The sequence below is a fragment of the Ruegeria sp. HKCCA0235A genome (assembly GCF_013033235.1).
In the GTDB taxonomy this organism is placed as follows: domain Bacteria; phylum Pseudomonadota; class Alphaproteobacteria; order Rhodobacterales; family Rhodobacteraceae; genus Ruegeria.
The window spans coordinates 464,454-490,633 of sequence record NZ_WQDQ01000001.1; the positions used below are offsets into that span (position 1 = coordinate 464,454).

Here is a 26,180-nt window from a genome sequence, read left to right on the forward strand (position 1 = left end):
ATCTGAAAAAGCGGCCCGATGAGTGTCGGGCCGCCCTTTCTTGTTTACCCGTTGCTGGGTGGAAGCAAACCTGCCTCTTGCGCAACGGCCACTTCATCAGCATCCAGCGCCCCGTCGCCGTTTGCGTCCATCGCCGAGAAAGTGTCGGCGTCGACGTCGGGCAACACGGCCTGGATTTCTTCGATGGTCAGAACGCCATCGCCATTGGCATCGGTTGAGGACTGCGCCGAGAGCACTCCCGGCAGGGTCAGAGCAGCGATGGAAATCCCAATCAAGTACTGCGGTTTCATTTTGGTGCCTCCTGGATAGGTTGATTATGTCTTCGTCCGGACAGGCCCCAGAAACACCGCAACAGCCGCAGGCGTCACCCGTTTTGCGCGATCGGGAGGAAATCGCGCCAATCCTTGCGTGTTTGACCGAGTCGGAGTCGCGAAGCACCGCCGGGCAAAACCTTGCCAGACCCATTTCGGCGGGACATGCCCGAAAGGCATTGTCTGATCCGGCAAGACTGCGCTTATCCGGTCAACCACGCGAAAAAAGAAAGGGGGCCGAAGCCCCCTGTCAGTTTCGCCATCCAGGCTCATTTCGTTGACCGCCCGGTGTTTTTTTGCCTGCGGCCTGGACGTCGCATGGAACGAGCGCACCCGTTCCGTGAAAGAGTGGGAGGGAGCAAATATTCCGCCCCACCCTGTTCCCGGCCAACACGGGCATGTCGGCCGAGTGAAGAAAGGACATCCGGTAAGTCTTGTGTCCTTTCTTCGTATTCGTCGGGGTCGGTTACCTAGGGCAGCGTCCGACCCCTACGCCCCGGGGTGCCGGGGCGCTGTCCTTAGCTACACCCGCTTGTCGCGCCACAGGTGTTGCATTTCATGCAGGTGCCGTTGCGCACCAGCGTGTAGTTTCCGCATTCGCCGCAGGGATCGCCCTCGTACCCCTGCATCTTGGCCTTCGTGCGGGCGTCCATGCCGGTGGCCACCGCCGTTTCGGCTGCCGGTGCTTCGAAGGAAGCCGCCGGTTCAGCCATGCCGTTCACCTCGACCTGACCGGCGTTGAACACCGCCAGATCTTGCGGCAAGCGCTTGCGCAGATAGCCGGTGGAGCTGATTTGTTTCAGCACTTCCAACGACCTGGACGCGGCTGTTTCGCTGATTTCCGAAACGTTCGAGACACCCTCGTCTTCGCCCCGGCCCAGATCATCGAAGGTTGCGCCTTCGGGTTTCACATGGGCCAGATCGGTACGATCCAGATAAGACACGGCCAATTCGCGGAAGATGTAATCCAAGATCGACGTCGCGTTCTTGATCGAGTCGTTGCCCTGCACCATCCCCGCGGGTTCGAACTTGGTGAAGGTGAAGGCGTCCACGAACTCTTCCAGCGGCACGCCATATTGCAGGCCGACCGATACTGCGATGGCAAAATTGTTCATCATCGCCCGGAAGCCAGCGCCTTCCTTGTGCATGTCGATGAAAATCTCGCCCAACTGGCCGTCTTCGAACTCACCGGTGCGCAGATAGACCTTGTGGCCACCGACGATTGCCTTCTGGGTATAGCCCTTGCGGCGATGCGGCAGTTTCTCGCGATGGCTCCGGATGATTTCCTTGACCACAACCTTCTCGATCACCTTCTCTGCCAGAACGACGGCCTTTTCCTGCGCCGAGCCGCTCTCCAGCACCTCTGCCGCCTCGTCGTCATCCTCGACCAGTGCTGCCGCCAGCGGTTGCGACAGTTTCGAGCCGTCACGATAAAGCGCGTTGGCCTTCACACCCAGCGACCAGCTGAGTTCATAGGCTTTCTGACAGTCTTCGATGGTCGCGTCATTAGGCATGTTGATCGTTTTCGAGATCGCGCCCGAGATGAAGCTTTGTGCCGCCGCCATCATGGTGATATGACTGTCAACACCAAGGAAACGCTTGCCTTTTTTTCCGCACGGGTTGGCACAATCGAAGATTGCGTAGTGTTCTTCCTTCAGATGCGGCGCACCTTCCAGTGTCATGGTTCCGCAGACATGGTCGTTGGCCGCGTCGATATCCGCCTTGGTAAAGCCCAGATGGCGCAGCAGGTCGAATGTCGGGTCATTCAGCTTGGTCGCCGGGATGCCAAGAACGCCGGTGCAGAAATCCTCGCCCAGCGTCCACTGGTTGAAGACGAACCGGATATCGAAGGCGCTTTCCAGCGCCGCGTCCACCTTTGCCAGTTCATTCGGGCCAAAGCCGTGACCGGTCAGCGAGGTGTGGTTGATCCCCGGCGCGTTGCCGATGGTGCCGTGACCAACGGCATAGGACACGATCTCTTCGATCTGCGACGAGGAATAGCCCAGCTTTTCCAGCGCCGAAGGCACCGAGCGGTTGATGATCTTGAAGTAACCGCCACCGGCCAGCTTCTTGAACTTTACCAGCGCAAAGTCAGGCTCGATCCCGGTGGTGTCGCAATCCATCACCAGACCAATGGTGCCGGTTGGCGCGATCACGGTGGCCTGCGCGTTGCGATAGCCGTTCTTCTCACCAAGGCTCAGCGCCTCATCCCAGGCGGACATGGCCAGATCGACCAGGCGCTTGTCCGGGCAGTTGCCGTGATCCAGTGGCACCGGTTTGACGGCTAGTTTCTCGTAGCCTTCCGTCACACCCTGCGCCGCGCGGCGGTGGTTGCGGATGACACGCAGCATATGCTCGGCGTTGCGCTCATAACCTTTGAATGCGCCCAGCTCACCGGCAATCTCAGCCGAAGTCGCATAAGCCACACCGGTCATGATCGCGGTCAGCGCACCGCAGATCGCCCGGCCTTCGTCCGAGTCATAGCTGTAGCCCATGTTCATCAGCAGACCGCCGATATTGGCATAACCCAGACCCAGTGTGCGGAAGTCATAAGACAGCTGCGCGATTTCCTTCGACGGGAACTGCGCCATGGTCACCGAGATTTCCAGCGTCAGGGTCCACAGGCGCGAGGCGTGCATGTAATCCGCTGCCTGGAACTCACCATCCTTGAGGAAGGTCAGCAGGTTCATCGAGGCCAGGTTACAGGCCGTGTCATCCAGGAACATGTATTCCGAGCACGGGTTCGAGCCGCGGATCTCACCATCTTCGGGGCATGTGTGCCACTCGTTGACCGTATCATGGAACTGGATGCCCGGATCGGCACAGGCCCACGCGGCATGGCCAACCTTTTCCCACAGATCGCGCGCCTTCACGGTTTTGGCGACCTTGCCGTCAGTCCGATTGATCAATTCCCAATCGGCGTCTTTCTCCACCGCTGTCAGGAACGCGTTGGTCACGCGGATCGAGTTGTTCGAGTTCTGGCCCGAAACCGAGCTGTACGCCTCCGAATCCCAGTCTGTATCATAGGTCGGAAACTCGATGCTGTCGTGGCCCTGCTTGGCATAATCCAAGACACGCTTGATGTAAGTTTCTGGTATTGCGACCTTTTTTGCTTCACGAACCGCCTTCTTCAGCACGTCGTTCTTGTTCGGATCATAGGCGTCATCGGCAGATCCATCCCAAGACCGGATGGCCTCGAAAATGCCGTTCAGCATCTTCTCGTGCATCTTCGATCCGGCAACGATCGAGGCCACCTTCTGTTCTTCGATCACCTTCCATTCGATGAATTGCTCGATGTCCGGGTGATCTGCATCGACGATCACCATCTTTGCTGCCCGACGGGTTGTTCCGCCTGATTTGATCGCGCCAGCGGCGCGGTCGCCGATCTTGAGAAAGCCCATGAGGCCCGAGGACTTGCCGCCACCCGACAGCGCCTCGCCTTCTGCACGTAGATGGCTGAAGTTGGTACCTGTGCCGCTCCCGTATTTGAACAGGCGCGCCTCGCGCACCCACAGGTCCATGATGCCGCCTTCGTTCACCAGATCATCATCGACCGACTGGATGAAGCACGCGTGCGGCTGAGGATGTTCATAGGCCGATTTCGACTTGGTCAGCTTGCCGGTCTTGTAATCGACATAGTGGTGCCCCTGCGCCGGGCCATCGATTCCATAAGCCCAGTGCAGGCCGGTGTTGAACCACTGCGGTGAGTTCGGCGCCGCACGCTGGGTCGCCAGCATATAGCGCATCTCGTCGAAATAGGCGCGCGCGTCTTCCTCGGTCGAGAAATAGCCACCCTTCCAACCCCAATAGGCCCAGGCGCCGGCCAGACGGTCGAACACTTGCTTCGACGATGTTTCTCCTTCGAACTCTGCGCCTTCCGCGGGAACCGATCGCCACAGAAATTCAGGAACGTCTTTTTCTTTCACCTTCTTGAGTTTGGTGGGCACCCCCGCCTTGCGGAAGTACTTCTGCGCAATCACATCACTTGCAACCTGCGACCAGCTGGAAGGGATTTCGATGTCATCAAGACGAAAGACAATTGTACCGTCCGGATTTCGGATTTCAGATGTTGCCGACACAAAATTCAGTTCCGCATAGGCGTCCTGATCCGGTTTGGTGAATTTTCTTTCAATCTTCATGTCCGCAGCCCTGGTTTATTCAGCTCAATTTCAGATTCCCGACACCAAATCTTGTGTTGCAGGGTGTCGCCCACAACGCCCTGAGAAGCGTGCAAAAAGGTACTTTTCGCTGCCTTGGACAGCGCAATGCCGCTAATGCGGCCGCACGTTAATCGTTTGTGCTTATCCGACCCTCGCCCGCTGCCTTTTCTGGGATATACACCAGATGTTGTGGCAATCTCGTTGGCTCATACAATTTGACGTATGTTCCCATAGTAGGTCAACGCCCTTTTTCGGTCATTTCCCAAATCTTTTTTATTGACCTGATGGTTGCATGAGACCTTCTGCGTGCAGGCCGCGATTCCTCCACAGCTTCATCCACGGCGAATTTCCGCCGACGTTTTGCGCTCTCAAAATGAATTCCCGTTTTTACCAGCATAGTTATCTGGATTTGATCAACCAATGGCATGCTGGTTACCTTGAAAGGGAATCAATACCGTCCGGGCAAACAGACCTGCGCCATGTGCCGAACGGTTTACCCAAGAGCGAGGGAGTTCAAACGAATGAAGTTGTTTCATTTTTTCCCGGCCATGGCCTGCATCGTTGCATGCGCACCACAAGATGTGCCCATCCCGTCACGCAGCGCACAGTTTGAGTCCTTCCCGAAACGGCTGTTCGATACGTTTGAAACCAGTTGCTCGGGCCCTGGCGAGTCTTTCAAAAAAACCGGGAACGAAGTTTTTGAATGCAGTGAGTTCCTGCCCCCGAAGGCGACAGCTTTTCTGATTCTGAACTATGACGGCCATCCGCAGGAACTGCCCCAAAGCGTCATGCGTCTTACGTCAACAAAAACAAACGCAGGGTATCGCGTGGACGCGCGTGTTTTCTTCCACGTCCCGCAAAAAACCGGTGCGGCAGTTGAAGTTCCGGTTGAAAGTAAGGTTTTAAATCAAGCCATCAGCGAGCTGTACCAGACAATGGGTGGCTCACCGAATTAGCTTTATGGAAGTGGTCGGGGCGGCAGGATTCGAACCTACGACCCCCTGTACCCAAAACAGGTGCGCTACCAGACTGCGCCACGCCCCGGACCGTGCGCCTTCCTAACGACGCCGATCAGATTTGAAAAGCCCTAACAGGGCCAAATTGCAGGTCCCTGCAAAAAAATTTCGTGCTTCATCTGTGTCCCGGGCCTGATGGAGTAGCGCGCGGACAATCCTGCATTGATTTCCAGCACCGCAAATACGGAATCGCCCCCTTCAATCGGCGTAAGATCACCCGGAATCGCCCCTTCATGCACATGCGTCACCAAACCGGTGCGATCCAGAAAAACCATATCGAGCGGGATCAGTGTGTTCTTCATCCAGAAAGCAACGGGTTGCGGCGGATCAAAGACGAACAGCATACCGGATCGAGCCGGCAACGATTCGCGAAACATCAAACCGCGGGATCGCTCTTGCGGAGTAACGGCGACTTCCACATTAAACTGCACCGTCGCACTGTCATTTCTGAGTGTGACACGATCCGATCTGCACGCAGCAGCGGCAACTCCTGCCCACAACGTTACGAATATGGTCAAGAGTATCCGAAGCCGTTTCATCCGGTTCAGCTATCCAAAGCCGCTTCCCAGGCCAGAACCTGCGCGGCCATCCGACCACGCTTGCCGTCGATCACCCTCATGGCCAGAGCTTCACCTGGTTGCAGATCGGCAAGACCCGACCGGCGCAATACCTCGATATGAAGGAATACGTCTTCATTTCGCCCAAAGACATTGGCAAATCCGAAACCCTTGCCTTTGTCGAACCATTTCACCCGTGCGGCTTCCAGCGGCGCCTTTGCGATAGCCTCCGGATCCAGCTCGGCGAAATCGGCAAGCATCATCGAGTCGGTCCGCGCCGGCGGATCAATCGCAACGACCTCGACCGCTTGAACCCCTCGGTCCGTGCGGTGAGTCATGATTTCAATGCTGGCGCCATCCGCAACCGAACTCTGGCCGTAATTGCGCAGAACATTCACGTGCAACAGAATATCCGGGCCGCCCTCTTCGGATACAACAAAGCCATAACCCTTGGCAGGGTCGAACCATTTTACGTGTCCACGGACGCGGTACATGTTGTTCAGGTCTTCTGGCACGGTTTTCCCATCGCGAATTTCAACAGTTCGTTAAGGGTTTGTTGTTTATGGGAATGGCAGGCAAATTCAAGCTGAAAAAATCGTTTATTTTCTGCCTGTTGCATTTCACGACACGTGAACGTCATGGATTCAACCTTTCAACATGCCATGCCGATCCCGGCTCAATTCGTTGCCATCTGAACCGGTCATGCAAGCGGAATGCTCCATCGGCCCAGAACTCAATCTCGGTGGGCGTCAATCTGTACCCGCCCCAAAACGGCGGACGCGGTGGATTTGGCCCAAGTTTCGCCGTCACTTTCGCGACCTCTGCCATCAAAGCTGCCCGGCTTGAAAGCGGTTGCGACTGCTTTGAAGCCCACGCGCCCAGTCGGCTTTTCAATGACCTTGATGCATAATACTCATCTGCCTGGGGCCCATTTTCACGACGTATTGTACCACGAACACGAAGTTGACGCCGCAAAGATTTCCAATGCATCACAAATGCAGCTTTTCCGGCGGTATCCAGTTCCTTGGCCTTGGCGCTTTCGTAGTTCGTATAAAAAACAAACGAGTCCGCTTCGATTTCCTTGAGCAACACCATGCGTGCATTTGGCAAGCCATCCGGATCAACGGTTGCTAGCGCAATCGCATTCGGGTCGTTCAATTCGGTTTCTTCAGCCTCGGCAAGCCACCGGGCCGCTATTTCAAACGGATCGGAGCCAGCAAAGATGCCATCACGCTCGGTCATTTCCATCCCCTGGAAAGTGTTAACGTCGAACCTAAGGCGAGAACTCGCTGCGGGCAAGAGCGCACGGCCTTGATGCAACGCAACCAATGGCATAAACCAACTCAACATAACGCGAAGACAGGCGGAGAACCGAACATGTCAAATCAGTTGATGGCCGGCAAACGCGGCCTCATCATGGGACTGGCCAATGACAAATCAATCGCATGGGGAATCGCCCGCGCCTTGTCGAAAGCCGGGGCCGAGCTGGCCTTTTCTTATCAGGGCGAGGCTTTGAAAAAGCGCGTCGACCCGCTGGCGGCGCAATTGGGCAGCGAAATCGTTCTGCCCTGCGACGTCAGTGACGAAGCATCCATCGACGCGCTCTTTGCAGCTCTGGAAGAGAAATGGGGCAAGCTGGACTTCATCGTCCACGCCATCGGCTTTTCTGACAAGAACGAGTTGCGCGGTCGCTATGTCGACACCAGCCGCGCGAACTTCAAACTGACGATGGATGTGTCGGTATATTCCTTCACAGCCGTGATGCAGCGTGCCGAAAAGATGATGTCCGAGGGCGGCAGCGCTGTGACCCTGACCTACTACGGCGCCGAGCAGGTCATGCCGCATTATAATGTCATGGGCGTCGCCAAGGCCGCGCTGGAGGCGTCGGTCAAATACCTGGCTGAGGATCTGGGCAAGGATGGCATCCGCGTAAACTCGATCTCGGCCGGCCCGATTAAGACGCTGGCCGCCAGCGGCATCGGCGATTTCCGCTATATCATGAAGTGGAACGAATATAACTCGCCCCTGCGCCGCAACGTGACGATCGATGACGTCGGCAACTCGGCGCTGTACCTGTTGTCGGATCTGTCCAGCGGTGTCACAGGTGAGAATCTGCATGTGGATTCGGGGTATCACATTGTCGGCATGAAGGCAGTTGACGCCCCGGACGTGGAAAAAGGTTAAGAACATGAGCGCCAAGGACCGCCTGCCCCACGAAAAAGGCTTTCACATCAGCTGGGACCAGATTCATCGCGATTCGCGTGCGCTGGCCTGGCGTCTTGACGGGCAAGGTCCCGATGATGGCAATTGGCGGGGTGTTGTCGCGATCACGCGCGGCGGCATGGCGCCTGCGATGATCGTCAGCCGAGAACTGGACATCCGTACGGTCGATACGATCAGCGTGCGTTCATACCACCACCAGGAACAGGGTGAAGCAGAGGTGCTGAAATCTCCGGACGCCGACCTGATGGGTGACGGAACCGGTATTCTGATCATCGACGACCTGGTCGACAGCGGAAAGACGTTGGAACTGGTTCGGGACATGTACCCAAACGCGCATTTCGCGACGGTTTACGCCAAACCCAAGGGCCGCCCGATGGTGGATACCTTCATCACCGAAGTCAGCCAGGACACATGGATCTTCTTCCCATGGGATATGGCCCTTCAATATGTCGAGCCGTATCGCGGCACCGATTGATTTCTGAACAGTAGACCGCACATGACGCTCAGCCGCACCGCCGCAACATTCGCACCTCCGGTGATGGAGGCGCGCCGATGGGTCGAGGGCATTGCCTTCCCATCCGACCGCCCGTTGATCAACGTAAGTCAGGCGGCCCCGGTCGATCCGCCGCCGCTGGCCTTGCGGCAGGCTATGGCCGAGTTTGCTGTGCGCGAAGACAGCGCGCATCTTTACGGCCCGGTATTGGGCAATGACGATCTCCGCACCGAACTGGCGGCGCAGATCAGTTCTCACTATGCGGCGCAGGTAGACGCACCTCGGATCGCCATCACCTCGGGCTGCAATCAGGCGTTTTCGGCCGTGATATCGGCGATCACCGGCGAATCGGATGAGGTCATTCTGCCAACCCCATGGTATTTCAACCACAAAATGTGGCTGGATATGGCCGGAGTACGGTCCGTGGACCTGCCGACCGGCGATGATCTTTTGCCCGATCCAGAGCGTGCGCGCGGATTAATTACCGACAAGACACGCGCCATTGCGCTGGTCACGCCCAACAATCCGGGCGGTGTCGAATACCCTGCCGAACTTGTCAGAGCCTTTTATAACCTGGCCCGTGAAACCGGGATCCGCCTGATCGTCGATGAAACCTATCGCGATTTCGACAGCCGCAGCGGCCCCCCGCATGATCTGTTTCAGCAACCCGGGTGGGACGAAACGCTTATCCATCTTTACTCTTTCTCCAAGGCTTATCGTCTGACGGGTCACAGGGTGGGTGCCATCGCAACAAGCCCGGCCTTGTTGGCCGAGGTCGAGAAATTTCTGGATACGGTCGCCATTTGCCCGGGCCAGATCGGCCAGTTCGCAGCGTTGTGGGGTATGCAAAACCTGTCGCAATGGCTGGCCGGCGAGCGTGACGAAATTCTTGACCGCCGCGCAGCCATTGCAGAAGGGATGCCGGCGCTTGAAGCACGGGGGTGGCGGCTTTTGGGGCTTGGCGCCTATTTTGCCTATCTCGAACATCCGTTCGACATGCCGTCCGACGAGTTGGCGCGCCGTCTGGTCAAGGAAGCTGGCGTGCTGCTGTTGCCCGGAACCATGTTCATGCCGGATCATGACCCGGCTGGAAAACGGCAGGTGCGCATTGCTTTTGCCAATCTGGATCGGGCCGGGCTGGGCCAATTGTTCGACCGGTTGCAGGCCCTGTCCTTCTAAGCTTGCCCCTCGGCGGTGTGCGTCGTATTCAGGGCCGCAACCGACAGGGCAGAACTCTGCCGAAAAAACAAGAGGGCATCATGGCCGCAGGCGCTAAAAGTCTTTCGAAAACCTTTGTCTGGATTCTGATGGGCCTGCTGATGCTGGGCCTTGCGGGATTTGGCGCGGTCAACCTCAGCGGTACGATCCGCACAGTTGCGACAGTCGGCGACGAAAGCATCTCGGTCGATGAGTACGTGCGCGAATTGCAGCGTGAGATCCGAGCGGTAGAGGCACAGTCTGGGCAACCTTTGCAGATGTCGCAAGCCCGCGACCTGGGTCTGGACCGAAACGCCCTTGCCCGCCTGACCGCTTTGGCGGCGCTGGACAACGAGGTCGGTCAGCTTGGGATTTCCATCGGCGATGAGAACCTTCAGCAAGAGATCATCTCGATCCCGGCATTTCAGGGTGTCAACGGAACTTTTGACCGTGAATCCTATCGCTTTCAGCTGGAACAGGTCGGCATGACCGATTCCGAATTCGAATCCGATCTGCGTAAGGAATCCGCCAGAACCATCGTACAGGGCGCAATCATGGGCGGCGTGAAAATGCCGGCCACGCTGACGGACACGATGATCGATTATATCGGCGCACGGCGCAGCTTTACGGTTGCAACTGTTGGAACGGAAGCGCTGGAAACACCTGTGGCCGAACCAACGGACGCGCAGATCCAGGCATTCTATGATGACAATGGGGAACAGTTCATGCTGCCCCGCACCAAGCAGCTGACTTACGCGATTCTGTCGCCTGCAATGTTGGTGGACACGGTCGACATCGACGAAGACGCGCTGCGCAAGCTTTATGAAGAACGAAACGACGAATACAACCAGCCCGAACGCCGTTTGGTCGAACGTCTGAACTTCCCAAGCGAACAGGCCGCCAAGGACGCTTTGGCGCAGCTTGAGGTTGGCGGCACGACCTTTGAGCAGTTGGTTCGGGATCGCGATCTGGAACTGAACGACATTGATCTGGGCGACGTGACGCGTGAGGATCTGGGCGAAGCTGCGGACGCCGTATTTGCGGCCGAGCTTGACACTGTCGTGGGTCCGTTGCCTTCGGTGTTCGGTCCGGCGCTGTTCCGCGTCAACGGATCACTGGCGGCGAACAACGTTCCATTTGAAGAGGCCGAGCCGGCACTTCGCGAAGAGTTGGCGACTGAACGCGCCCGCCGTCTGATCGAGGCGCAATCCGAAGATATCAACGATATGCTGGCGGGTGGTGCCACGCTGGAAGAACTGGCGGAAGAAACCGAAATGGAACTGGGCCAGATCGACTGGACCCGTGACAGCGACGAAGGCGTTGCGGCCTATGACGGGTTCCGAGCGGCCGCAGAAGCCGTTCAGGAAGGGGATTTCCCTGAAATCGCCTTCCTCGAAGACGGGTCAATTTTTGCCCTGCGCCTGGACGAGGTTCTGCCACGTCGCCCGGAACCGCTGGAGAGCGCGAGCGACCGTGTCGCCGAGGCCTGGCAACAGGCCGAGATCGACAAAGCCCTGCGCGAAAAGGCGGATGCCATTCTGAACCAACTGGCACCTGACGGTGATTTCGCGGCGACCGGCCTGCCCTTCCGCGTCGAAAACGCCCTGACCCGCACGGCGTTTCTGAATGACGTTCCGGCCAATTTCATGAACGAAGTTTTCGCGATGGAACCGGGCGAGCTGCGCGTTGTTTCGGGCAATGGTGCGGCTTGGATAGTGCGTCTGGACGAAATCCTGCCGCCGGCGGATACGGATGAACTGCGTCAGTTGCGTGATGCCCTGAGCTCGCAGATGGATCAGGCTTTGGCACAGAATATTTTCAACGCCTACGTACGTGATGCCCAGACCCGGGCGCGCCCCGTGGTGGATCAACAGGCGTTGAACGCCGTGCAGGCGAGCTTTTAAACGAGACCGATATGGCCCTGACACCCGATTTCGAAACCTTCGCGCGCGCCTATGATGCGGGCGAAAACCAGGTTGTATATACGCGTCTGGCCGCCGATCTGGACACACCTGTTTCACTGATGCTCAAGCTGACGGGCGCGCAGAAAGATGCGTTCATGCTGGAATCGGTGACAGGCGGTGAGGTTCGTGGCCGCTATTCGATCATTGGCATGAAACCTGATCTGGTTTGGCGCTGTCATGGGGAAACCTCGGAACTGAACCGTTCGGCCCGTTTCGATGCCGAGGCGTTCTCGCCCCAAGATGGCAACCCGATGGACAACCTGCGGGCGCTTCTTGCCGAAAGCCGCATGGAATTGCCCGATGACCTGCCACAGGCCGCTGCCGGGCTGTTCGGGTATCTGGGTTATGACATGGTTCGGCTGGTGGAACACCTTCCGGATGTGAACCCTGATCCACTGGGTTTGCCCGATGCGATCATGCTGCGCCCGTCTGTCATCGCGGTACTGGATGGTGTCAAGGGTGAGGTGACGGTGGTTTCACCTGTCTGGGCCAGCGACGGTCAATCGGCCAAGGCGGCCTATGCCCAGGCGGCTGAGCGTGTGATGGATGCGGTCCGCGACCTGGAACGTGCCATGCCCGCGGAAACCCGCGATCTGGGCGACGCGCGCGAGGTCGCCCCGCCGGTGTCGAACTTCACCAAATCCGGCTATATGGAGGCGGTTGAAAAGGCCAAGGAATACATCCGCGCGGGTGACATCTTTCAGGTTGTCCCGGCACAGCGCTGGACGCAGGATTTTCCGCTGCCGCCTTTTGCTCTCTACCGATCTTTGCGGCGCACGAATCCGTCACCCTTCATGTTCTACTTCAACTTCGGCGGTTTTCAGGTGGTGGGCGCAAGCCCCGAAATCCTGGTGCGTGTGTTTGGCAACGAAGTCACCATACGCCCCATCGCAGGCACGCGCCCACGCGGCGCGACGCCCGAAGAAGACAAGGCGAACGAGCTGGACCTGCTGGCCGACAAGAAAGAACTGGCCGAGCATCTGATGCTGCTGGATCTGGGTCGCAACGATACCGGTCGCGTGTCAAAGATCGGAACCGTGCGTCCGACCGAAGAGTTCATCATCGAACGCTACAGCCACGTGATGCACATCGTATCAAACGTTGTAGGCGAACTGGCCGAAGACAAAGACGCGTTGGATGCCTTTTTTGCGGGTATGCCGGCAGGAACGGTTTCGGGCGCGCCAAAAGTGCGCGCGATGGAGATCATAGACGAGCTGGAGCCGGAAAAACGCGGCGTTTACGGCGGCGGCGTCGGCTATTTCAGCGCGGGCGGAGACATGGACATGTGTATTGCCCTGCGCACCGCCATCGTGAAGGATCAGAAACTCTACATCCAAGCCGGTGGTGGTGTTGTTTACGACAGCGACCCCGAAGCCGAGTTTATGGAAACTGTTCATAAATCCAACGCCATACGGCGCGCGGCAGCTGACGCCGCGCGGTTTACCGGCAACGGAAACGGCTAAAAAAACAGGGGCGGCCGATCAGATGATCACCGCCCCTTTTCTTTGCATTCTGCGAAGATTACTGCACCTGTTTCATCATGACGGCCGAAATCGGAGCCATTGCCACGCGGTTGCCCCGATCTTCCAGCCCCCACAGCAACAGGGCTGAAATCGTCTCGGGACGCACGCGTCCCAGCATGACCACTGTCCCTTCCTGACCCGCACGGAACGCGGCCTGATCCAGGAATCTGCGCATGATTTTGGGATCCTGCCGTGCGCCGTCGATATCGCGGAAAACGACACTGGACGGAATTCCGTTTCGCGCCGCCAGCTTCTGCACGGTGTTGAGCCCATTGTCCTGCGTAATCAGCCCACGACCGGTTCCCGCAGCAATCGCGGCGACCTGATCGGCCAGTTTGCGATTGCCCTGAATCCCGCTGTTCACGCCTTCCAGAATACCAACAGTTTCCGGCAGGGTATCCAGCCACACCGACAGCGACACCTCGGCGTCCTGCGCGCTTGCGGCCTCGGGCAGATCCGCCAGGGCCAGCACCTCGAACCCGGCCTTGCGATGACGGGCCATCTTTTCTGCCGCATCAGGATCCGATGGGTTAACAGCAAAACTGATCGGATAGGGAAAGTCCTGCAAAGCCTCGGACCCGAATGCACCCTCGTCATCGATCAGGATGATGGACATCAGCGGTTTGGATTCGGGGTTTTCGAACTTTGCCGCAAAACGCTCGATCGGCTTGGTCGATTTCGGCTGTTCAGCCGAGGCCTGTTCCACGACCGGCTCATCATCCCGTTCCGTCAGCGGAACGACGCGTTTTCCGATGATCGAGCTGGCACTTGCTTTCTGCTCACCCCCGATCTGGGGCAGCGCAGCGATGCGCGGAAGTTCGCGAGGCATGGTGTCTTCATCCCCTTCCACGGCAATCGGGCTGTTTTCAAAGGGGTTCTGTTCTTCGGCCTCTGTCGACTCTGGCGCTGCCCGTGGCAGAGGGTCTGGCTCGGGTGCAAGCGCGGCCACCTCGGTGTTCTCGGGCTCTGCCGGCGGGGCCGGTGTTTCATCAATTACGGCAGGCAGCGCATCGTCTGGCTGAATCGCGGGAACCTGACTTGGCTCTGGCAAGGCGGCGGGTGCTTCGATCACGAATGACACTTCATTTGCACCTGCCGCTTCCGGTTGGTTCAGCGCATCCGTTGCCGCACCGACAACCGGCTGGGAATCGATTGACGTTTCCAGCCCCGACAGATCGGCCAGATCCTCGCCTTCGTCATCGGCGGCTTCTGGCGCACGTGGGGCAAGTTCCACCAGATCGGCGTCAGATCCGGCGTCCGCCACTTCAGCCGGAGCCTCGGGAGTTTCAGAAATCGTCGGCGCCGGTGCTTCGGTTGCAACAACCGGGGTATTCACCATCGGCGTCTTGAGTGACACAACCGCACCCAAGATCAAAACAACGATCGCGCCCGCGACCATTCCTCCGAAAAATCCGCCCATTTTCCTGCCTTTCGCCTCTTTCCTCTGCCTCGTCCAGCTCTGCGCCATCTGGTGTGGCGCTCGGCCAATTGAACGCGCCAGAAACGGTATGTCCTCTTGACGCTGCCGCTCAAGCCTGAGCATGTATGTGCGGACATTATACCGTGGCCCGGGGCTGCATCGCCAGCCCGAAATGCCCAAGCGAAGATAAGTGCCCAAATGCTGCTGCTGATCGACAACTACGACTCGTTTACCTACAATTTGGTACATTATTTAGGCGAACTTGGTGCCGAAATGGTCATTCGCCGAAATGATGCGCTGGATGTGCAGGAAGCGATGGCCATGAACCCCGCCGGCATTCTGCTGAGCCCCGGCCCCTGCGACCCGGATCAGGCGGGGATTTGCCTGGCACTGACGAAAGCGGCCGCTGAAACCAAAACGCCGCTATTGGGGGTTTGCCTGGGCCATCAGACCATAGGCCAGGTGTTTGGCGGCAAGGTGGTTCGATGCCACGAGATCGTTCATGGCAAGATGGGCACGGTGAAGCACACCGGCAAGGGGTTGTTTGCCGGTCTGCCCTCACCCTTTGAGGCAACGCGCTACCATTCGCTGGTGGTCGAGCGCGAGACCCTGCCCGATTGCCTGGAGATCACGGCCGAGCTGGACGACGGCACGATCATGGGATTGCAGCACAAGGAATTGCCGATCCACGGTGTGCAGTTCCACCCGGAATCAATCGCATCCGAGCACGGTCACGCCCTTCTCAAAAACTTCCTGCAAGAACTGAAAGTCCCGGCATGAGCGACGCGCTTAAACCGCTGATCGGAGCCGCTGCCGATCGTCCTTTGACACGTGCCGAGGCCGAAAAAGCCTTTGCCATACTGTTCGATGGCGAAGCCACGCCCAGCCAGATCGGCGGATTGCTGATGGCCATGCGGACACGCGGTGAGACGGTGGATGAATACGCCGCGGCAGCCGCCGTGATGCGTTCGAAATGCAATGCCGTAAACGCACCCGAGGGGGCGATGGATATCGTCGGCACCGGCGGTGACGGCAAAGGCACCCTGAACATCTCGACCGCGACCGCTTTTGTCGTGGCCGGTGCCGGAGTCACTGTCGCGAAACACGGCAATCGCAACCTGAGCTCCAAATCCGGCGCGGCGGATGCATTGGGCCAGATGGGCATCAACGTCATGGTTGGCCCGCAAGTCGTTGAAAATGCGCTGAAAGACGTTGGTATCGGCTTCATGATGGCGCCCATGCACCACCCTGCCATCGCCCATGTGATGCCGTCCCGGCAAGAACTGGGAACACGCACGATCTTCAATATTCTCGGCCCCCTGACCAACCCTGCCGGCGTCAAACGGCAATTGACCGGTGCCTTCAGCCGCGACCTGATCCGTCCGATGGCCGAAACGCTTGGCCTGCTGGGCTCGGACCGGGCCTGGTTGGTGCATGGTTCGGACGGGACCGACGAGCTTACAATCACCGGCATCAGCTGGGTCGCCGCTCTGGAAGACGAGATTGTGAAAGAGGTCGAACTGCACCCCGAAGACGCAGGTCTTCCGGTGCATCCGTTCGAGGACATCATCGGTGGCTCGCCCGAGGAAAACGCCGTTGCGTTTCGGGCTTTGCTGGATGGTGCCCCGTCCGCGTATCGCGACGCGGTGTTGCTGAATTCGGCCGCCGCTCTGGTCGTCGCCGAAGCGGCAAATGATCTGCGCGAAGGCGTGGCCATGGCTGCTGAAAGCATCGACAGTGGCAATGCCAAAAACAAAATCACGGCCTTGGCCGCCAAGACACAGGAAGCCGCATGACCGAAACCGTTCTGGACAGAATCAAAGCCTACAAACTGGAAGAAGTCGCGGCGGACAAAGCGCAGAAATCCTTGGAGACACTGGAAAGTGAGGCCCGGTCCGCCTCGGAACCCCGTGGCTTTGCCAATGCGCTGCAACACGCCTCGCGGCAAGGCTATGGCCTGATCGCCGAGGTCAAGAAGGCCAGCCCGTCCAAAGGACTGATCCGGCCGGATTTCGACCCGCCCGTTCTTGCAAAGGCTTATGAAGATGGTGGCGCGACATGTTTGTCCGTCCTGACCGACACCCCCAGCTTTCAGGGCAAGAAAGAGTATCTGACGCAGGCGCGCGAGGCGACGTCCCTGCCCGCCTTGCGCAAGGATTTCATGTACGACCCGTATCAGGTGGTCGAAGCACGCGCCCTGGGGGCGGATTGCATTCTGATCATCATGGCCTCGGTCAGTGATGATCAGGCGGCTGAACTGGAAGACACTGCATTCGATTGGGGAATGGATGTTCTGATCGAAGTACACGACGAGGCAGAGCTTGAACGCGCGGCACAGCTGAAAAGCCCGCTGATCGGTATCAACAACCGCAATCTGAAGACATTCGAGACAACGCTCGACACGACGCGCCGCCTGTCCAAGCTGGTGCCCGCCGATCGCACCATCGTGTGCGAAAGCGGCCTGGATACACCAGACGATCTGAAGGACATTGCACGCTACGGGGCCCGCTGCTTCTTGATCGGAGAAAGCCTGATGCGCCAGGACGATGTTGAAGCGGCAACGCGCCATATCCTGTCAAACCCGCTTATCCCCGGAGTGATGTGATGCCACTGACCCATTTCGATGCCCAAGGTCAGGCACATATGGTCGATGTCTCGGACAAGGAGGTGACAGATCGCGTCGCAGTTGCCGAAGGTTACATCAGGATGGCGCCGGAAACCTTTGAAATCATTTCCGAAGGTCGCGCCAAGAAAGGCGATGTTCTGGGCATTGCCCGTTTGGCCGGCATCATGGGCGCAAAGAAGACGCCGGACCTCATTCCGCTGTGTCATCCTTTGCCGGTGACCAAAGTGGCCGTAGAGCTGACTCTTGTCCCGGACCTGCCGGGTGTTCGGATCCAGGCCACCGTCAAGACCTCGGGCCAGACCGGGGTTGAGATGGAAGCGCTGACCGCCGTATCGACAGCCGCCTTGACCGTATACGACATGACCAAGGCCGTCGATAAGGCGATGGAGATAGGCGGCATTCGCGTTCTGCTCAAAGATGGCGGTAAATCAGGGCGTTACGAGGCGAAATGATTACTGTCGAAGAGGCGCGCGCCCTGTTGTTCGATTTTGTGGGGCCATTGCCGACAGAAGAAGTCCCACTGGCCCAGTCCGCAGGGCGCGTTCTGTCGCGGGACGTCACGGCCACGCGGGATCAGCCGCCTTTTGCCGCCTCTTCCATGGATGGCTATGCAGTCAAATCTGACGAGGTCGAACTGCACGCCATGTTCAAAGTCGTGGGCGAGTCAGCCGCCGGGCGTCGTTTTGAGGGCGCTGTAGGCCCCGGACAGGCCGTTCGCATCTATACCGGCGCCCCTGTGCCCGACGGCGCGGATTTCGTTGTGATTCAAGAGGATACGGACCGCCGCGGTGATCTTCTGACGATCACGGACGCACCCGGCGCCAAAACGAACATCCGACCCGCTGGCGTGGATTTCAAGGCTGGCACGTCCATATCGGCCCCGCGTTTGATCCGCGCTGAAGATGTGGCCTTGATGGCCGCGATGAACATCCCTCGCGTTCCGGTTTCGCGCAAACCCGTGATCGCCCTCATCTCGACTGGTGATGAGTTGGTCATGCCCGGGGAAGAACCCGGCCCGGATCAGATCATCGCCTCAAACACATTTGGCCTGAAGGCAATGCTCGAGGGATTGGGGGCTGTGGTGCGCGTGCTTCCGATCGCGCGGGATACTGTTTCGTCGCTTGAAACGGCCTTTGGTCTTGCGCAGGGGGCGGATCTGGTCGTGACGATCGGCGGGGCGTCGGTTGGCGATTATGACCTCGTGTCGGACGTCTCGCAGGGGTTGGGGATGAAGCAATCCTTCTACAAGATCCGAATGCGCCCTGGAAAACCCCTGATGGCCGGTCGTATCGGCAACGCGGCGATGGTCGGGTTGCCGGGCAATCCGGTCAGCGCCATGGTCTGCGGCTATCTGTTTCTGGCTCCGATGGTGCGCCGGATGCTGGGACTTGAACAGGTGCTGCCGCCCTTCCGCACGGCCCGGCTGAATGGTACTTTGCCCGAGAATGGCCCGCGCGAGCATTATATGCGCGCCGTGGTGACGGATGCCGGTATCGAAGCTTGCGCAGATCAGGACAGTTCCCTTCTCAGCGTATTGGCTCAGTCCAACGCGCTTTTGGTCCGCGCCCCACACGATCCGGCGCGCGACATCGGGGAAATGGTCGAATACCTGCCGATCTGACCTGCCCTCAAATTCGTTGACACAAAACGTGAACATGCGTAGAACAAAAGAAAACGCATGAGCGACGAGGTGTGAGCGATGCTGACCAAGAAGCAATTGGATTTGCTGGAATTCATCCACAAACGCGTGCAGGCGGACGGTGTTCCGCCCAGTTTTGATGAAATGAAGGCTGCTCTCGACCTGCGGTCGAAATCCGGCATTCACCGGTTGATCACCGCATTGGAAGAACGTGGGTTTATCCGCCGCCTTGCCCATCGCGCTCGGGCCATTGAGATCGTGAAATTGCCCGAAAGCCTTGGCGGTGAGCCGACAGCTGGATTTACGCCACGTGTGATCGAAGGCGACCGGCCCAAGGGCCCCCGCCCTGCGAATGTGGAGCCTGTATCGGTGGACGCGCTCGAGCTGCCGGTCATGGGCCGGATCGCAGCCGGTGTTCCCATCGAAGCAATCAGCCATGTATCGCATCACGTGGCCGTCCCCGGCCCCATGGTTTCGGGACAGGGTCAGCACTATGCATTGGAAGTTCGCGGCGACTCGATGATCGACGCTGGCATCAATGACGGTGACGTGGTCGTCATCCGAGAAACCTCGACCGCGGATAACGGCGACATCGTGGTTGCCTTGGTCGAGGATCAGGAAGCGACCCTCAAGCGGTACCTCCGCCGCGGCAACGCAATCGCGCTTGAGGCAGCAAACCCGGCTTATGAAACGCGCGTCCTGCCCGAAGAAAAGGTCAAGGTTCAGGGCCGGTTGGTCGGACTGATCCGCACCTATTGAGCCTGATTGGAATGACGGTCCCCGGCAGGTTTCGGGGACCAAAGCCGATGGCCTGTCATGTCCGCGCTCGAGGTCAGCTTTCCACTCGAAACCGACAGGCTGCCGGTTTCATACAACCGTTCCGGATCGAACACCCCGCATGAACCTTGCAGGGCAAGCGCAACAGCCGAGATGATGATCTGGTTTTTTTGGCATTCACCAAACGCCCGCGCCGCCCGTTTTCCGGTGATATGGATGATCTCAAAATCCTTCAGCGGGTATCGTTGCACGATGTCGCTGTCCGGCCATCTGAGCGCCGCCTCGATCTGATCAACGCCGTCCCCGTCATTTTCAAGCCAGACACCGGCGACAAACCCGCTGCCTTTGCTTTTGCTGAGGGCCCGCCCCTTGTCGGTCATGACCCCTACCAATCCGCCGTTTTCAGCGATCAGGACATCCGGTCTGTGCCCCGAGTTCCAAAGCAGAAATGCCAGGACAACAGGCACTGCTCCGGCCCGCCGTGCATGTCCCTGCCACAAGGCCATCCACAAGGCGCCGAATGCGACCAGGGGCAGGATGTACCAAGGCGGGCTGACCACAAAACCCTGCGCGCCATCAAGGTGCGATACCCAGTCGGAAACCGTAAGGATCCAATGCAGCGCCCACCCCATGACGGTCAGGGCAATTGCCTCCAGTCCAAACGGAGCCAGAAGCGCCGCGACGACGGCGGAGGGCACGACAAAAAGGCCCATGACAGGAACGGAAAGCAGGTTGGCCAGCAGACCGTAATGGGACATCGTATTGAAATGCGCTGCACCTATGGGGGCTGTTGCAAGGCCTGCAATTGCCGATGACATCACCACGCCGGCGACGGGCTTCAGCCAGTTTGGGCCGGGCATCGGGCGCATCTCTCGCAACGCTCCGAAGACGGCGACCAAGGCTGTGGTTGCGGCGAAGGACATTTGAAATCCGGGGCTCAGCAGCGACTCGGGCCGAAGAACCAGCACGATTACGGCGGCAACAGCAACCGCACGCAGCGAAATCGCGCGTCGGTCGATCAATACGGCGCCCAGCATGACGCTGACCATGACAAAGGCCCGTTCGGTTGCAACGTTGCCGCCGGACAACAACAGATAAAGGGTTGCGGCACAAAGCGCGAGAACAGCAGCCACCTTCCGAACCGGAAGTCGCAACGCAACAGGGGGACACAACGACAGCCCCAATCGACAAGCGACGAATACGAAGCCTGTCAGAAGCCCCATATGAAGCCCGGAAATGGCCAGCAGATGCGCCAGATTGGACGCCCGCAAGGATGATAGCGTCTCCTGCCCCATCCCGCTGCGATCTCCGGTGGTGACGGCGGCGGCAAATCCACCGATTTCACCGGGCAGAATCTGCCTGACCCGCTGCGAAATGGCCATGCGGATCGCAGTGACCCGAATGCCGTCGATCCCCTCGGTCGCTGGCGCGATGGTCATGATCGGGACGCGGGTATAGCCGACCGCGCCCAATCGTTGAAACCAGGCATGTCGGCGAAAGTCGAAACCTCCGGGCTCGACCGGGCCCTGCGGCGGCGAAAGATGACCTGTGGTCATAATACGCTGCCCCGGTGCGATTGCGCCCGTTGGAACATGAACGGAAAGACGGATGCGCTGCGGCCTGCGCTCCTGAGGTACATCCCCTATGCGTACCTGATCAAGCGTCAACCGCAACGCATCCGAGGCAGACCGATCCATGGCGACGACCCTCCCCTCGACAGGGCCATAATATCGCCACGACAGTACCGGTTCTGCCACCATATGGGCGCGAACGCCTGCCAGAATGAAACCGGCAGCGATCAGCGCCCCCCCGATTGCCAACGTTCCTACCCCCGGTGGCAGCCAGCGGCGCAAGGCGACAAGAGCGATTCCAAGACAGACAAGACCGGCATAAACTGACCAATCCGGTTCGACGCGGACGCCGAAATAAAGACCAATCCCCGTCGCCAGAAAAACCGGCGTCCAAGGGAAAAGGTAGCCTGTCTGGCGCAGCAGCGCGGCCTCGACCCGTGCAAGAACACGCATGGTTGCCCCCGTCCTTCGGGCTCGTTAGACAGGCTTCAAACTATGCCAGATACGGTTAGCAAAAGGTTAATCCTCACCATGACTGAACAGGTCGTCACTCGTTTTGCCCCCTCGCCCACTGGTTTCCTGCATATCGGCGGCGCGCGCACTGCATTGTTCAATTGGCTGTATGCGCGTGGTCGGGGCGGCAAATTCCTGCTGCGGATCGAAGACACCGATCGCGAACGTTCGACACCCGAGGCGACCGCCGCGATCCTTCAGGGCATGGCCTGGCTTGGCCTTGATCACGACGGTGACGTGATAAGCCAGTTCGAAGGGGCCGCCCGTCACGCCGAGGTCGCGCATCAGTTGCTGGCCGAGGGCAAAGCCTACAAGTGTTTTTCGACTCAGGAAGACATCGCGGCTTTCCGGGACCAGGCGCGCAGCGAAGGGAAATCAACCCTGTTCCGCAGCCCATGGCGTGACGCGGATCCTGCGACACATCCGGATGCACCTTTTGCCATACGCATCAAGGCGCCTCAGGACGGGGTGACCGTGATCCACGATCAGGTTCAGGGCGATGTGAGCATCCGCAATGACCAGTTGGACGACATGATTCTTCTGCGCTCGGACGGAACACCCGTCTACATGCTGGCAGTCGTTGTCGACGATCACGACATGGGTGTCACCCATGTCATTCGCGGCGACGATCACCTCAACAATGCCGCGCGGCAAATGATGATCTACGAAGCCATGGGCTGGGACGTTCCGGTCTGGGCGCATATCCCGCTGATTCACGGGCCGGATGGCAAGAAGCTGTCCAAGCGCCATGGTGCTCTTGGGGCGCAGGAGTATCAGGCCATGGGCTATCCCGCAGCCGGGATGCGCAATTACCTGACCCGGCTGGGCTGGAGTCATGGCGACGATGAGTTTTTCACGGATGCGCAGGCAAAGGACTGGTTCGATCTGGACGGGATCGGCAAAAGCCCTGCACGGTTTGATCTGAAAAAGCTTGAAAACCTGTGTGGACAGCATATCGCAATCTCGGATGATGCTGCACTGCGGCAAGAGATCGAAGCATATCTGGCCGCAGCAGACCTTCCGCCCCTTACCGAAGCACAATCCAGTGATCTGGAACGTGCGATGTATTGCCTCAAGGACCGGGCGCGCACTTTCCCGGAACTGCTTGAAAAGGCTCATTTTGCACTGACAAACCGCCCGATCGTTCCGGATGAAAAGGCGGCAAAGGCACTGGCAACTGTATCCGATGGTATACTGACGGAATTGACGCCGCATCTGCAAAATGTTAGCTGGTCGCGGAACGAACTGGAGGAGGCACTGAATTCCTTTGCCGAGTCAAAGGAGCTCAAATTCGGCAAGCTGGCCGGTCCGCTGAGGGCCGCCCTGGCGGGTCGGGCCGTTACGCCTTCGGTTTTTGACATGATGCTTGTGCTGGGACGGGAAGAAACCCTGGCGCGGCTTTCTGAAGCAGCGAAATAACCCAAGCTTCATAAAGGGGTAACGCTGCTCCGCTAACACCCGGACTGCGCGTCCACGCGCAGTCATTGCCCGTATCACCGGAGGTATCTCTGGCGTGCGCATGAATGAAGAAGGGACAACCATGACCGAAAGCAACAAAACAGCCACTCTGACCGTTCACGGCAAAGAGTATGAGTTGCCTGTTCATTCTCCGACCGCTGGTCCGGATGTCATTGATATCCGCAAGCTTTATGGTCAGGCCGGCGTCTTCACCTACGATCCCGGGTTCACTTCGACCGCAAGCTGCGACAGCACCATCACCTATATCGACGGCGAAAAAGGCGAACTGCTGCACCGGGGCTATCCGATCGACCAACTGGCCGAGAAATCGCATTTTCTCGAAGTCTGCTATCTTCTGCTGTACGGAGAACTGCCGGCGGCAAAGGATCTTGAGAAATTCGAGACCACGATCACACGCCACACCATGCTGCACGAGCAGATGCAGTATTTCTATCGCGGTTTCCGCCGCGACGCGCACCCGATGGCCATCATGGTCGGCGTTGTCGGCGCGATGTCGGCCTTCTATCACGATTCAACGGATATCTCGGACCCGCAGCAGCGTGAAATCGCATCGCATCGTCTGATCGCCAAGATGCCGACTATTGCTGCATGGGCCTACAAGTACCACACCGGTCAGCCTTTCGTGTATCCGCGCAACGATCTGGACTATGCGTCGAACTTCCTGCGCATGTGTTTCAGCGTTCCTGCCGAGGAATACGAGGTCAACCCGATCCTCAGCCGCGCCATGGACCGCATCTTTACGCTGCATGCGGATCACGAACAGAATGCCTCGACATCGACCGTGCGTCTGGCGTCGTCTTCGGGGGCAAACCCGTTTGCCTGTATCGCCGCCGGCATCGCTTGCCTTTGGGGTCCGGCACATGGTGGCGCAAATCAGGCCTGCCTGGAGATGCTGGAAGAGATCGGCACCGTTGATCGCATCCCCGAGTTTATTGCCCGCGCCAAAGACAAGAACGATCCGTTCCGCCTGATGGGCTTTGGTCACCGCGTTTACAAGAATTTCGACCCGCGCGCCAAAGTGATGAAGCAATCGGCTGACGAAGTTCTTGATCTGCTGGGCGTTGAAGACAACCCGAAATTGCAGGTTGCCAAGGAACTGGAACGCGAAGCACTGGAAGACCCGTACTTCGCCGATAAAAAGCTATTCCCGAATGTCGACTTCTACTCGGGCATCATCCTCGAAGCGATGGGTTTCCCGACCTCGATGTTCACGCCGATCTTCGCCCTGTCACGCACCGTTGGCTGGGTCAGCCAGTGGAAAGAGATGATCGCCGATCCGCAAAACAAAATCGGCCGCCCGCGTCAGCTGTACCTAGGCGAAACGCTGCGCGATTACGTGGATATCGAAAATCGCTGAAACGCGCCTCACGTCAATCTGTTTCGAAGGCCCCGGTACTGCCGGGGTCTTTTTGTTTGGGCTGAAGCAATGAGAGCGCGAAGACCCGGTGTTTTCCCGCGCAAGACAGCACCGGACAAGCCGGGGCGCAAGACCTCAGAACAGGCTCAGCTGATCCCCGGGCTGCGGCGGCACCGCAAACAAGTCGCAACGCAACGGGGCCGATTTTATGGACAGCCCCAGACGTTTGCAGGTCTTCACGAACCTTTGAGCGATAATCCCGGCATACTCACCCTCGCCCCGCATTCTGTGCCCCCAACGCGGATCGTAGTCCCGCCCTCCATGCATTTCCCGCAGTTTGGACATGACCTTTTCCGCCCGCGACGGCTCATGATCGGCAAGCCAGCCCTGCCAAAGCTGCGATACTTCGCGCGGCAGGCGCAACATGATCCAGCTTGCGGCATCCGCACCAGCCTCTTTCCCGGCTTCCAGAAGGCTTTCCAGTTCATGATCCGTCAGCCCCGGCACGATGGGTGACGTCATGACACGCACCGGAACGCCCGCTTCCGTCAGCGTTCGGATCACGCGCAACCGCCGAAGAGGCGACGGCGCCCGTGGTTCCATCCGGCGGGACAATTCCGCATCCGAAGTTGTCAGCGAAATACCAACCCGCACCAGCCCCCGGCCTGCCATGTCGGCAAGCAACTCCAGATCCCGCTCTATCAGGGTACCCTTGGTGACGATTGCGACCGGGTGGTTGAACTCACTCAAAACCTCAAGACATGATTTTGTAATCATGTGCTTTTTCTCAATCGGCTGATACGGGTCCGTGTTCGTACCAATTGCAATCGGCGCGACTTTGTAGGATCTGGCGGACAATTCCTTGCGCAGAACACGTCCCATGTTGGGTCGAGCGATCAGGCGGGTTTCGAAATCCAATCCTGCCGATAGCCCAAGATACGCGTGGCTGGGCCGCGCAAAACAGTAAACGCAGCCATGTTCACATCCCCGGTACGGGTTGATCGACCGATCGAAAGGCAAGTCAGGGGATCGGTTATAAGTAATAGCGCTGCGCGCAACCTCTTCGCTTGTCTCGGTACGCAGCGGCGGCAATTCTTCCTCTATGACCCACCCGTCTTCGGCGGTCGTGGTGGCAAAGCGTTCAAACCGACCAGCTTCGTTCGTCGTTGTTCCTCTTGCCTTGATCGTCCGCGCGATGTTCATGTCAGTATGTTCTTTTTTTGTTCTCGCGCAAACATAGGCCTGTCGCCGATTTGGCGCAACCCCCGCCAAATCTTCGTTGGATTGAAGTTAGTTGAAGAGTCTGCAGGATAATCTTGCAGACTTTTCTATCGAGCCCCCCCATTTTTTGGCT

The 26,180-nt window shown here is 58.5% G+C and carries 22 protein-coding genes and 1 tRNA gene; 14 read left to right on the forward strand and 9 right to left on the reverse strand.

Annotation, left to right across the window (positions count from 1 at the left end):
• Positions 1-44: 44 nt before the first annotated feature.
• A complete protein-coding gene (locus GOW56_RS02305; protein ID WP_117868858.1) occupies positions 45-290 on the reverse strand; it encodes a hypothetical protein in 246 nt (81 codons plus the stop codon).
• Between the two features lie 539 nt (positions 291-829).
• On the reverse strand, positions 830-4,450 hold the full coding sequence (locus tag GOW56_RS02310) for a vitamin B12-dependent ribonucleotide reductase (RefSeq protein ID WP_171204818.1): 3,621 nt from the start codon (positions 4,448-4,450) through the stop codon (positions 830-832).
• 542 nt (positions 4,451-4,992) lie between these two features.
• On the opposite strand from GOW56_RS02310, the gene GOW56_RS02315 reads away from it, so the two are divergent.
• A complete protein-coding gene (locus GOW56_RS02315; protein ID WP_171205027.1) occupies positions 4,993-5,427 on the forward strand; it encodes a hypothetical protein in 435 nt (144 codons plus the stop codon).
• Positions 5,428-5,438: 11 nt separating this feature from the next.
• Here GOW56_RS02315 and GOW56_RS02320 read toward each other — a convergent pair.
• The 4 genes from GOW56_RS02320 to pdxH all read right to left on the reverse strand — a co-directional run bounded on the left by GOW56_RS02320 (position 5,439) and on the right by pdxH (position 7,286).
• A tRNA-Pro gene (locus GOW56_RS02320) sits at positions 5,439-5,515 on the reverse strand.
• Positions 5,516-5,558: 43 nt separating this feature from the next.
• Positions 5,559-6,026, reverse strand: coding sequence for a DUF192 domain-containing protein (locus tag GOW56_RS02325; protein WP_171204819.1), 468 nt, complete (start codon positions 6,024-6,026; stop codon positions 5,559-5,561).
• Between the two features lie 5 nt (positions 6,027-6,031).
• On the reverse strand, positions 6,032-6,538 hold the full coding sequence (locus tag GOW56_RS02330; RefSeq protein WP_174829352.1) for a cold-shock protein: 507 nt from the start codon (positions 6,536-6,538) through the stop codon (positions 6,032-6,034).
• Positions 6,539-6,680: 142 nt separating this feature from the next.
• Positions 6,681-7,286, reverse strand: coding sequence for a pyridoxamine 5'-phosphate oxidase (pdxH, locus tag GOW56_RS02335; protein ID WP_171116534.1), 606 nt, complete (start codon positions 7,284-7,286; stop codon positions 6,681-6,683).
• Between the two features lie 135 nt (positions 7,287-7,421).
• Here pdxH and fabI point away from each other — a divergent pair, with 135 nt between their 5' ends.
• The 5 genes from fabI to trpE all read left to right on the forward strand — a co-directional run bounded on the left by fabI (position 7,422) and on the right by trpE (position 13,384).
• Positions 7,422-8,228, forward strand: coding sequence for an enoyl-ACP reductase FabI (fabI, locus tag GOW56_RS02340; protein WP_171204820.1), 807 nt, complete (start codon positions 7,422-7,424; stop codon positions 8,226-8,228).
• Positions 8,229-8,232: 4 nt separating this feature from the next.
• Positions 8,233-8,742 (forward strand): xanthine phosphoribosyltransferase, encoded by a 510-nt coding sequence (gene gpt, locus GOW56_RS02345; protein WP_152458089.1) that lies wholly within the window; start codon positions 8,233-8,235, stop codon positions 8,740-8,742.
• Between the two features lie 21 nt (positions 8,743-8,763).
• Positions 8,764-9,939 carry an aminotransferase gene (locus GOW56_RS02350; protein WP_171115755.1) on the forward strand — a complete coding sequence of 392 codons (1,176 nt, stop codon included), beginning with the start codon at positions 8,764-8,766 and terminating at the stop codon, positions 9,937-9,939.
• An 80-nt stretch (positions 9,940-10,019) separates the two neighbouring features.
• Entirely contained in the window at positions 10,020-11,861 is a 1,842-nt protein-coding gene (locus GOW56_RS02355; protein WP_171204821.1) for a peptidylprolyl isomerase, read from the forward strand.
• Between the two features lie 11 nt (positions 11,862-11,872).
• The gene (gene trpE / locus GOW56_RS02360) at positions 11,873-13,384 is read left to right on the forward strand and encodes an anthranilate synthase component I (protein WP_171204822.1); all 1,512 of its coding nucleotides are present in this window, start codon (positions 11,873-11,875) and stop codon (positions 13,382-13,384) included.
• A gap of 58 nt (positions 13,385-13,442) precedes the next feature.
• Here the strand turns inward: trpE and GOW56_RS02365 are convergent, their stop codons facing one another.
• Positions 13,443-14,864, reverse strand: a complete 1,422-nt coding sequence (locus tag GOW56_RS02365) for a polysaccharide deacteylase family 2 protein (protein WP_171204823.1) — start codon at positions 14,862-14,864, stop codon at positions 13,443-13,445.
• Positions 14,865-15,062: 198 nt separating this feature from the next.
• Between GOW56_RS02365 and GOW56_RS02370 the strand changes: the two genes are divergently transcribed.
• The 6 genes from GOW56_RS02370 (at position 15,063) to lexA (ending at position 19,888) form a co-directional block, all read left to right on the forward strand.
• A complete protein-coding gene (locus GOW56_RS02370) occupies positions 15,063-15,644 on the forward strand; it encodes an aminodeoxychorismate/anthranilate synthase component II (protein WP_171115746.1) in 582 nt (193 codons plus the stop codon).
• A complete protein-coding gene (trpD, locus tag GOW56_RS02375; protein ID WP_171204824.1) occupies positions 15,641-16,660 on the forward strand; it encodes an anthranilate phosphoribosyltransferase in 1,020 nt (339 codons plus the stop codon). The genes GOW56_RS02370 and trpD overlap by 4 nt, the downstream gene beginning before the upstream one ends.
• Positions 16,657-17,469: an indole-3-glycerol phosphate synthase TrpC gene (trpC, locus tag GOW56_RS02380; RefSeq protein ID WP_171204825.1), complete on the forward strand. Its 813-nt coding sequence runs from the start codon at positions 16,657-16,659 to the stop codon at positions 17,467-17,469. The genes trpD and trpC overlap by 4 nt, the downstream gene beginning before the upstream one ends.
• A complete protein-coding gene (gene moaC / locus GOW56_RS02385) occupies positions 17,469-17,942 on the forward strand; it encodes a cyclic pyranopterin monophosphate synthase MoaC (protein WP_171204826.1) in 474 nt (157 codons plus the stop codon). Before trpC ends, moaC begins: the two co-directional genes overlap by 1 nt.
• Positions 17,939-19,111 (forward strand): gephyrin-like molybdotransferase Glp, encoded by a 1,173-nt coding sequence (gene glp / locus GOW56_RS02390; protein WP_171204827.1) that lies wholly within the window; start codon positions 17,939-17,941, stop codon positions 19,109-19,111. The genes moaC and glp overlap by 4 nt, the downstream gene beginning before the upstream one ends.
• A 78-nt stretch (positions 19,112-19,189) precedes the next feature.
• A complete protein-coding gene (gene lexA / locus GOW56_RS02395; protein WP_171167952.1) occupies positions 19,190-19,888 on the forward strand; it encodes a transcriptional repressor LexA in 699 nt (232 codons plus the stop codon).
• On the opposite strand, the gene GOW56_RS02400 is transcribed toward lexA, so the two are convergent.
• The gene (locus GOW56_RS02400) at positions 19,882-21,930 is read right to left on the reverse strand and encodes a ComEC/Rec2 family competence protein (RefSeq protein WP_171204828.1); all 2,049 of its coding nucleotides are present in this window, start codon (positions 21,928-21,930) and stop codon (positions 19,882-19,884) included. The genes lexA and GOW56_RS02400 overlap by 7 nt on opposite strands.
• 78 nt (positions 21,931-22,008) lie before the next feature.
• Between GOW56_RS02400 and gltX the strand changes: the two genes are divergently transcribed.
• Positions 22,009-23,409: a glutamate--tRNA ligase gene (gene gltX / locus GOW56_RS02405; RefSeq protein WP_171204829.1), complete on the forward strand. Its 1,401-nt coding sequence runs from the start codon at positions 22,009-22,011 to the stop codon at positions 23,407-23,409.
• Positions 23,410-23,530: 121 nt separating this feature from the next.
• Positions 23,531-24,826 carry a citrate synthase gene (gene gltA / locus GOW56_RS02410; protein ID WP_171115733.1) on the forward strand — a complete coding sequence of 432 codons (1,296 nt, stop codon included), beginning with the start codon at positions 23,531-23,533 and terminating at the stop codon, positions 24,824-24,826.
• A gap of 135 nt (positions 24,827-24,961) precedes the next feature.
• On the opposite strand, the gene GOW56_RS02415 is transcribed toward gltA, so the two are convergent.
• Positions 24,962-26,029 (reverse strand): PA0069 family radical SAM protein, encoded by a 1,068-nt coding sequence (locus tag GOW56_RS02415; protein WP_171204830.1) that lies wholly within the window; start codon positions 26,027-26,029, stop codon positions 24,962-24,964.
• Between the last annotated feature and the right edge of the window lie 151 nt (positions 26,030-26,180).

Coding starts and splice junctions, on each gene's coding strand:
- GOW56_RS02315 (WP_171205027.1), top strand. CDS start 4,993: ATGAAGTTGTTTCATTTTTTCCCGGCCATGGCCTGCATCGTTGCATGC.
- GOW56_RS02305 (WP_117868858.1), bottom strand. CDS start 290: ATGAAACCGCAGTACTTGATTGGGATTTCCATCGCTGCTCTGACCCTG.
- glp (WP_171204827.1), top strand. CDS start 17,939: ATGATTACTGTCGAAGAGGCGCGCGCCCTGTTGTTCGATTTTGTGGGG.
- trpC (WP_171204825.1), top strand. CDS start 16,657: ATGACCGAAACCGTTCTGGACAGAATCAAAGCCTACAAACTGGAAGAA.
- GOW56_RS02355 (WP_171204821.1), top strand. CDS start 10,020: ATGGCCGCAGGCGCTAAAAGTCTTTCGAAAACCTTTGTCTGGATTCTG.
- pdxH (WP_171116534.1), bottom strand. CDS start 7,286: ATGACCGAGCGTGATGGCATCTTTGCTGGCTCCGATCCGTTTGAAATA.
- GOW56_RS02330 (WP_174829352.1), bottom strand. CDS start 6,538: ATGTACCGCGTCCGTGGACACGTAAAATGGTTCGACCCTGCCAAGGGT.
- fabI (WP_171204820.1), top strand. CDS start 7,422: ATGTCAAATCAGTTGATGGCCGGCAAACGCGGCCTCATCATGGGACTG.
- gltX (WP_171204829.1), top strand. CDS start 22,009: ATGACTGAACAGGTCGTCACTCGTTTTGCCCCCTCGCCCACTGGTTTC.
- GOW56_RS02325 (WP_171204819.1), bottom strand. CDS start 6,026: ATGAAACGGCTTCGGATACTCTTGACCATATTCGTAACGTTGTGGGCA.
- GOW56_RS02415 (WP_171204830.1), bottom strand. CDS start 26,029: ATGAACATCGCGCGGACGATCAAGGCAAGAGGAACAACGACGAACGAA.
- GOW56_RS02310 (WP_171204818.1), bottom strand. CDS start 4,450: ATGAAGATTGAAAGAAAATTCACCAAACCGGATCAGGACGCCTATGCG.
- trpE (WP_171204822.1), top strand. CDS start 11,873: ATGGCCCTGACACCCGATTTCGAAACCTTCGCGCGCGCCTATGATGCG.
- moaC (WP_171204826.1), top strand. CDS start 17,469: ATGCCACTGACCCATTTCGATGCCCAAGGTCAGGCACATATGGTCGAT.
- GOW56_RS02350 (WP_171115755.1), top strand. CDS start 8,764: ATGACGCTCAGCCGCACCGCCGCAACATTCGCACCTCCGGTGATGGAG.
- GOW56_RS02370 (WP_171115746.1), top strand. CDS start 15,063: ATGCTGCTGCTGATCGACAACTACGACTCGTTTACCTACAATTTGGTA.
- gltA (WP_171115733.1), top strand. CDS start 23,531: ATGACCGAAAGCAACAAAACAGCCACTCTGACCGTTCACGGCAAAGAG.
- GOW56_RS02400 (WP_171204828.1), bottom strand. CDS start 21,930: ATGCGTGTTCTTGCACGGGTCGAGGCCGCGCTGCTGCGCCAGACAGGC.
- gpt (WP_152458089.1), top strand. CDS start 8,233: ATGAGCGCCAAGGACCGCCTGCCCCACGAAAAAGGCTTTCACATCAGC.
- GOW56_RS02365 (WP_171204823.1), bottom strand. CDS start 14,864: ATGGGCGGATTTTTCGGAGGAATGGTCGCGGGCGCGATCGTTGTTTTG.
- trpD (WP_171204824.1), top strand. CDS start 15,641: ATGAGCGACGCGCTTAAACCGCTGATCGGAGCCGCTGCCGATCGTCCT.
- lexA (WP_171167952.1), top strand. CDS start 19,190: ATGCTGACCAAGAAGCAATTGGATTTGCTGGAATTCATCCACAAACGC.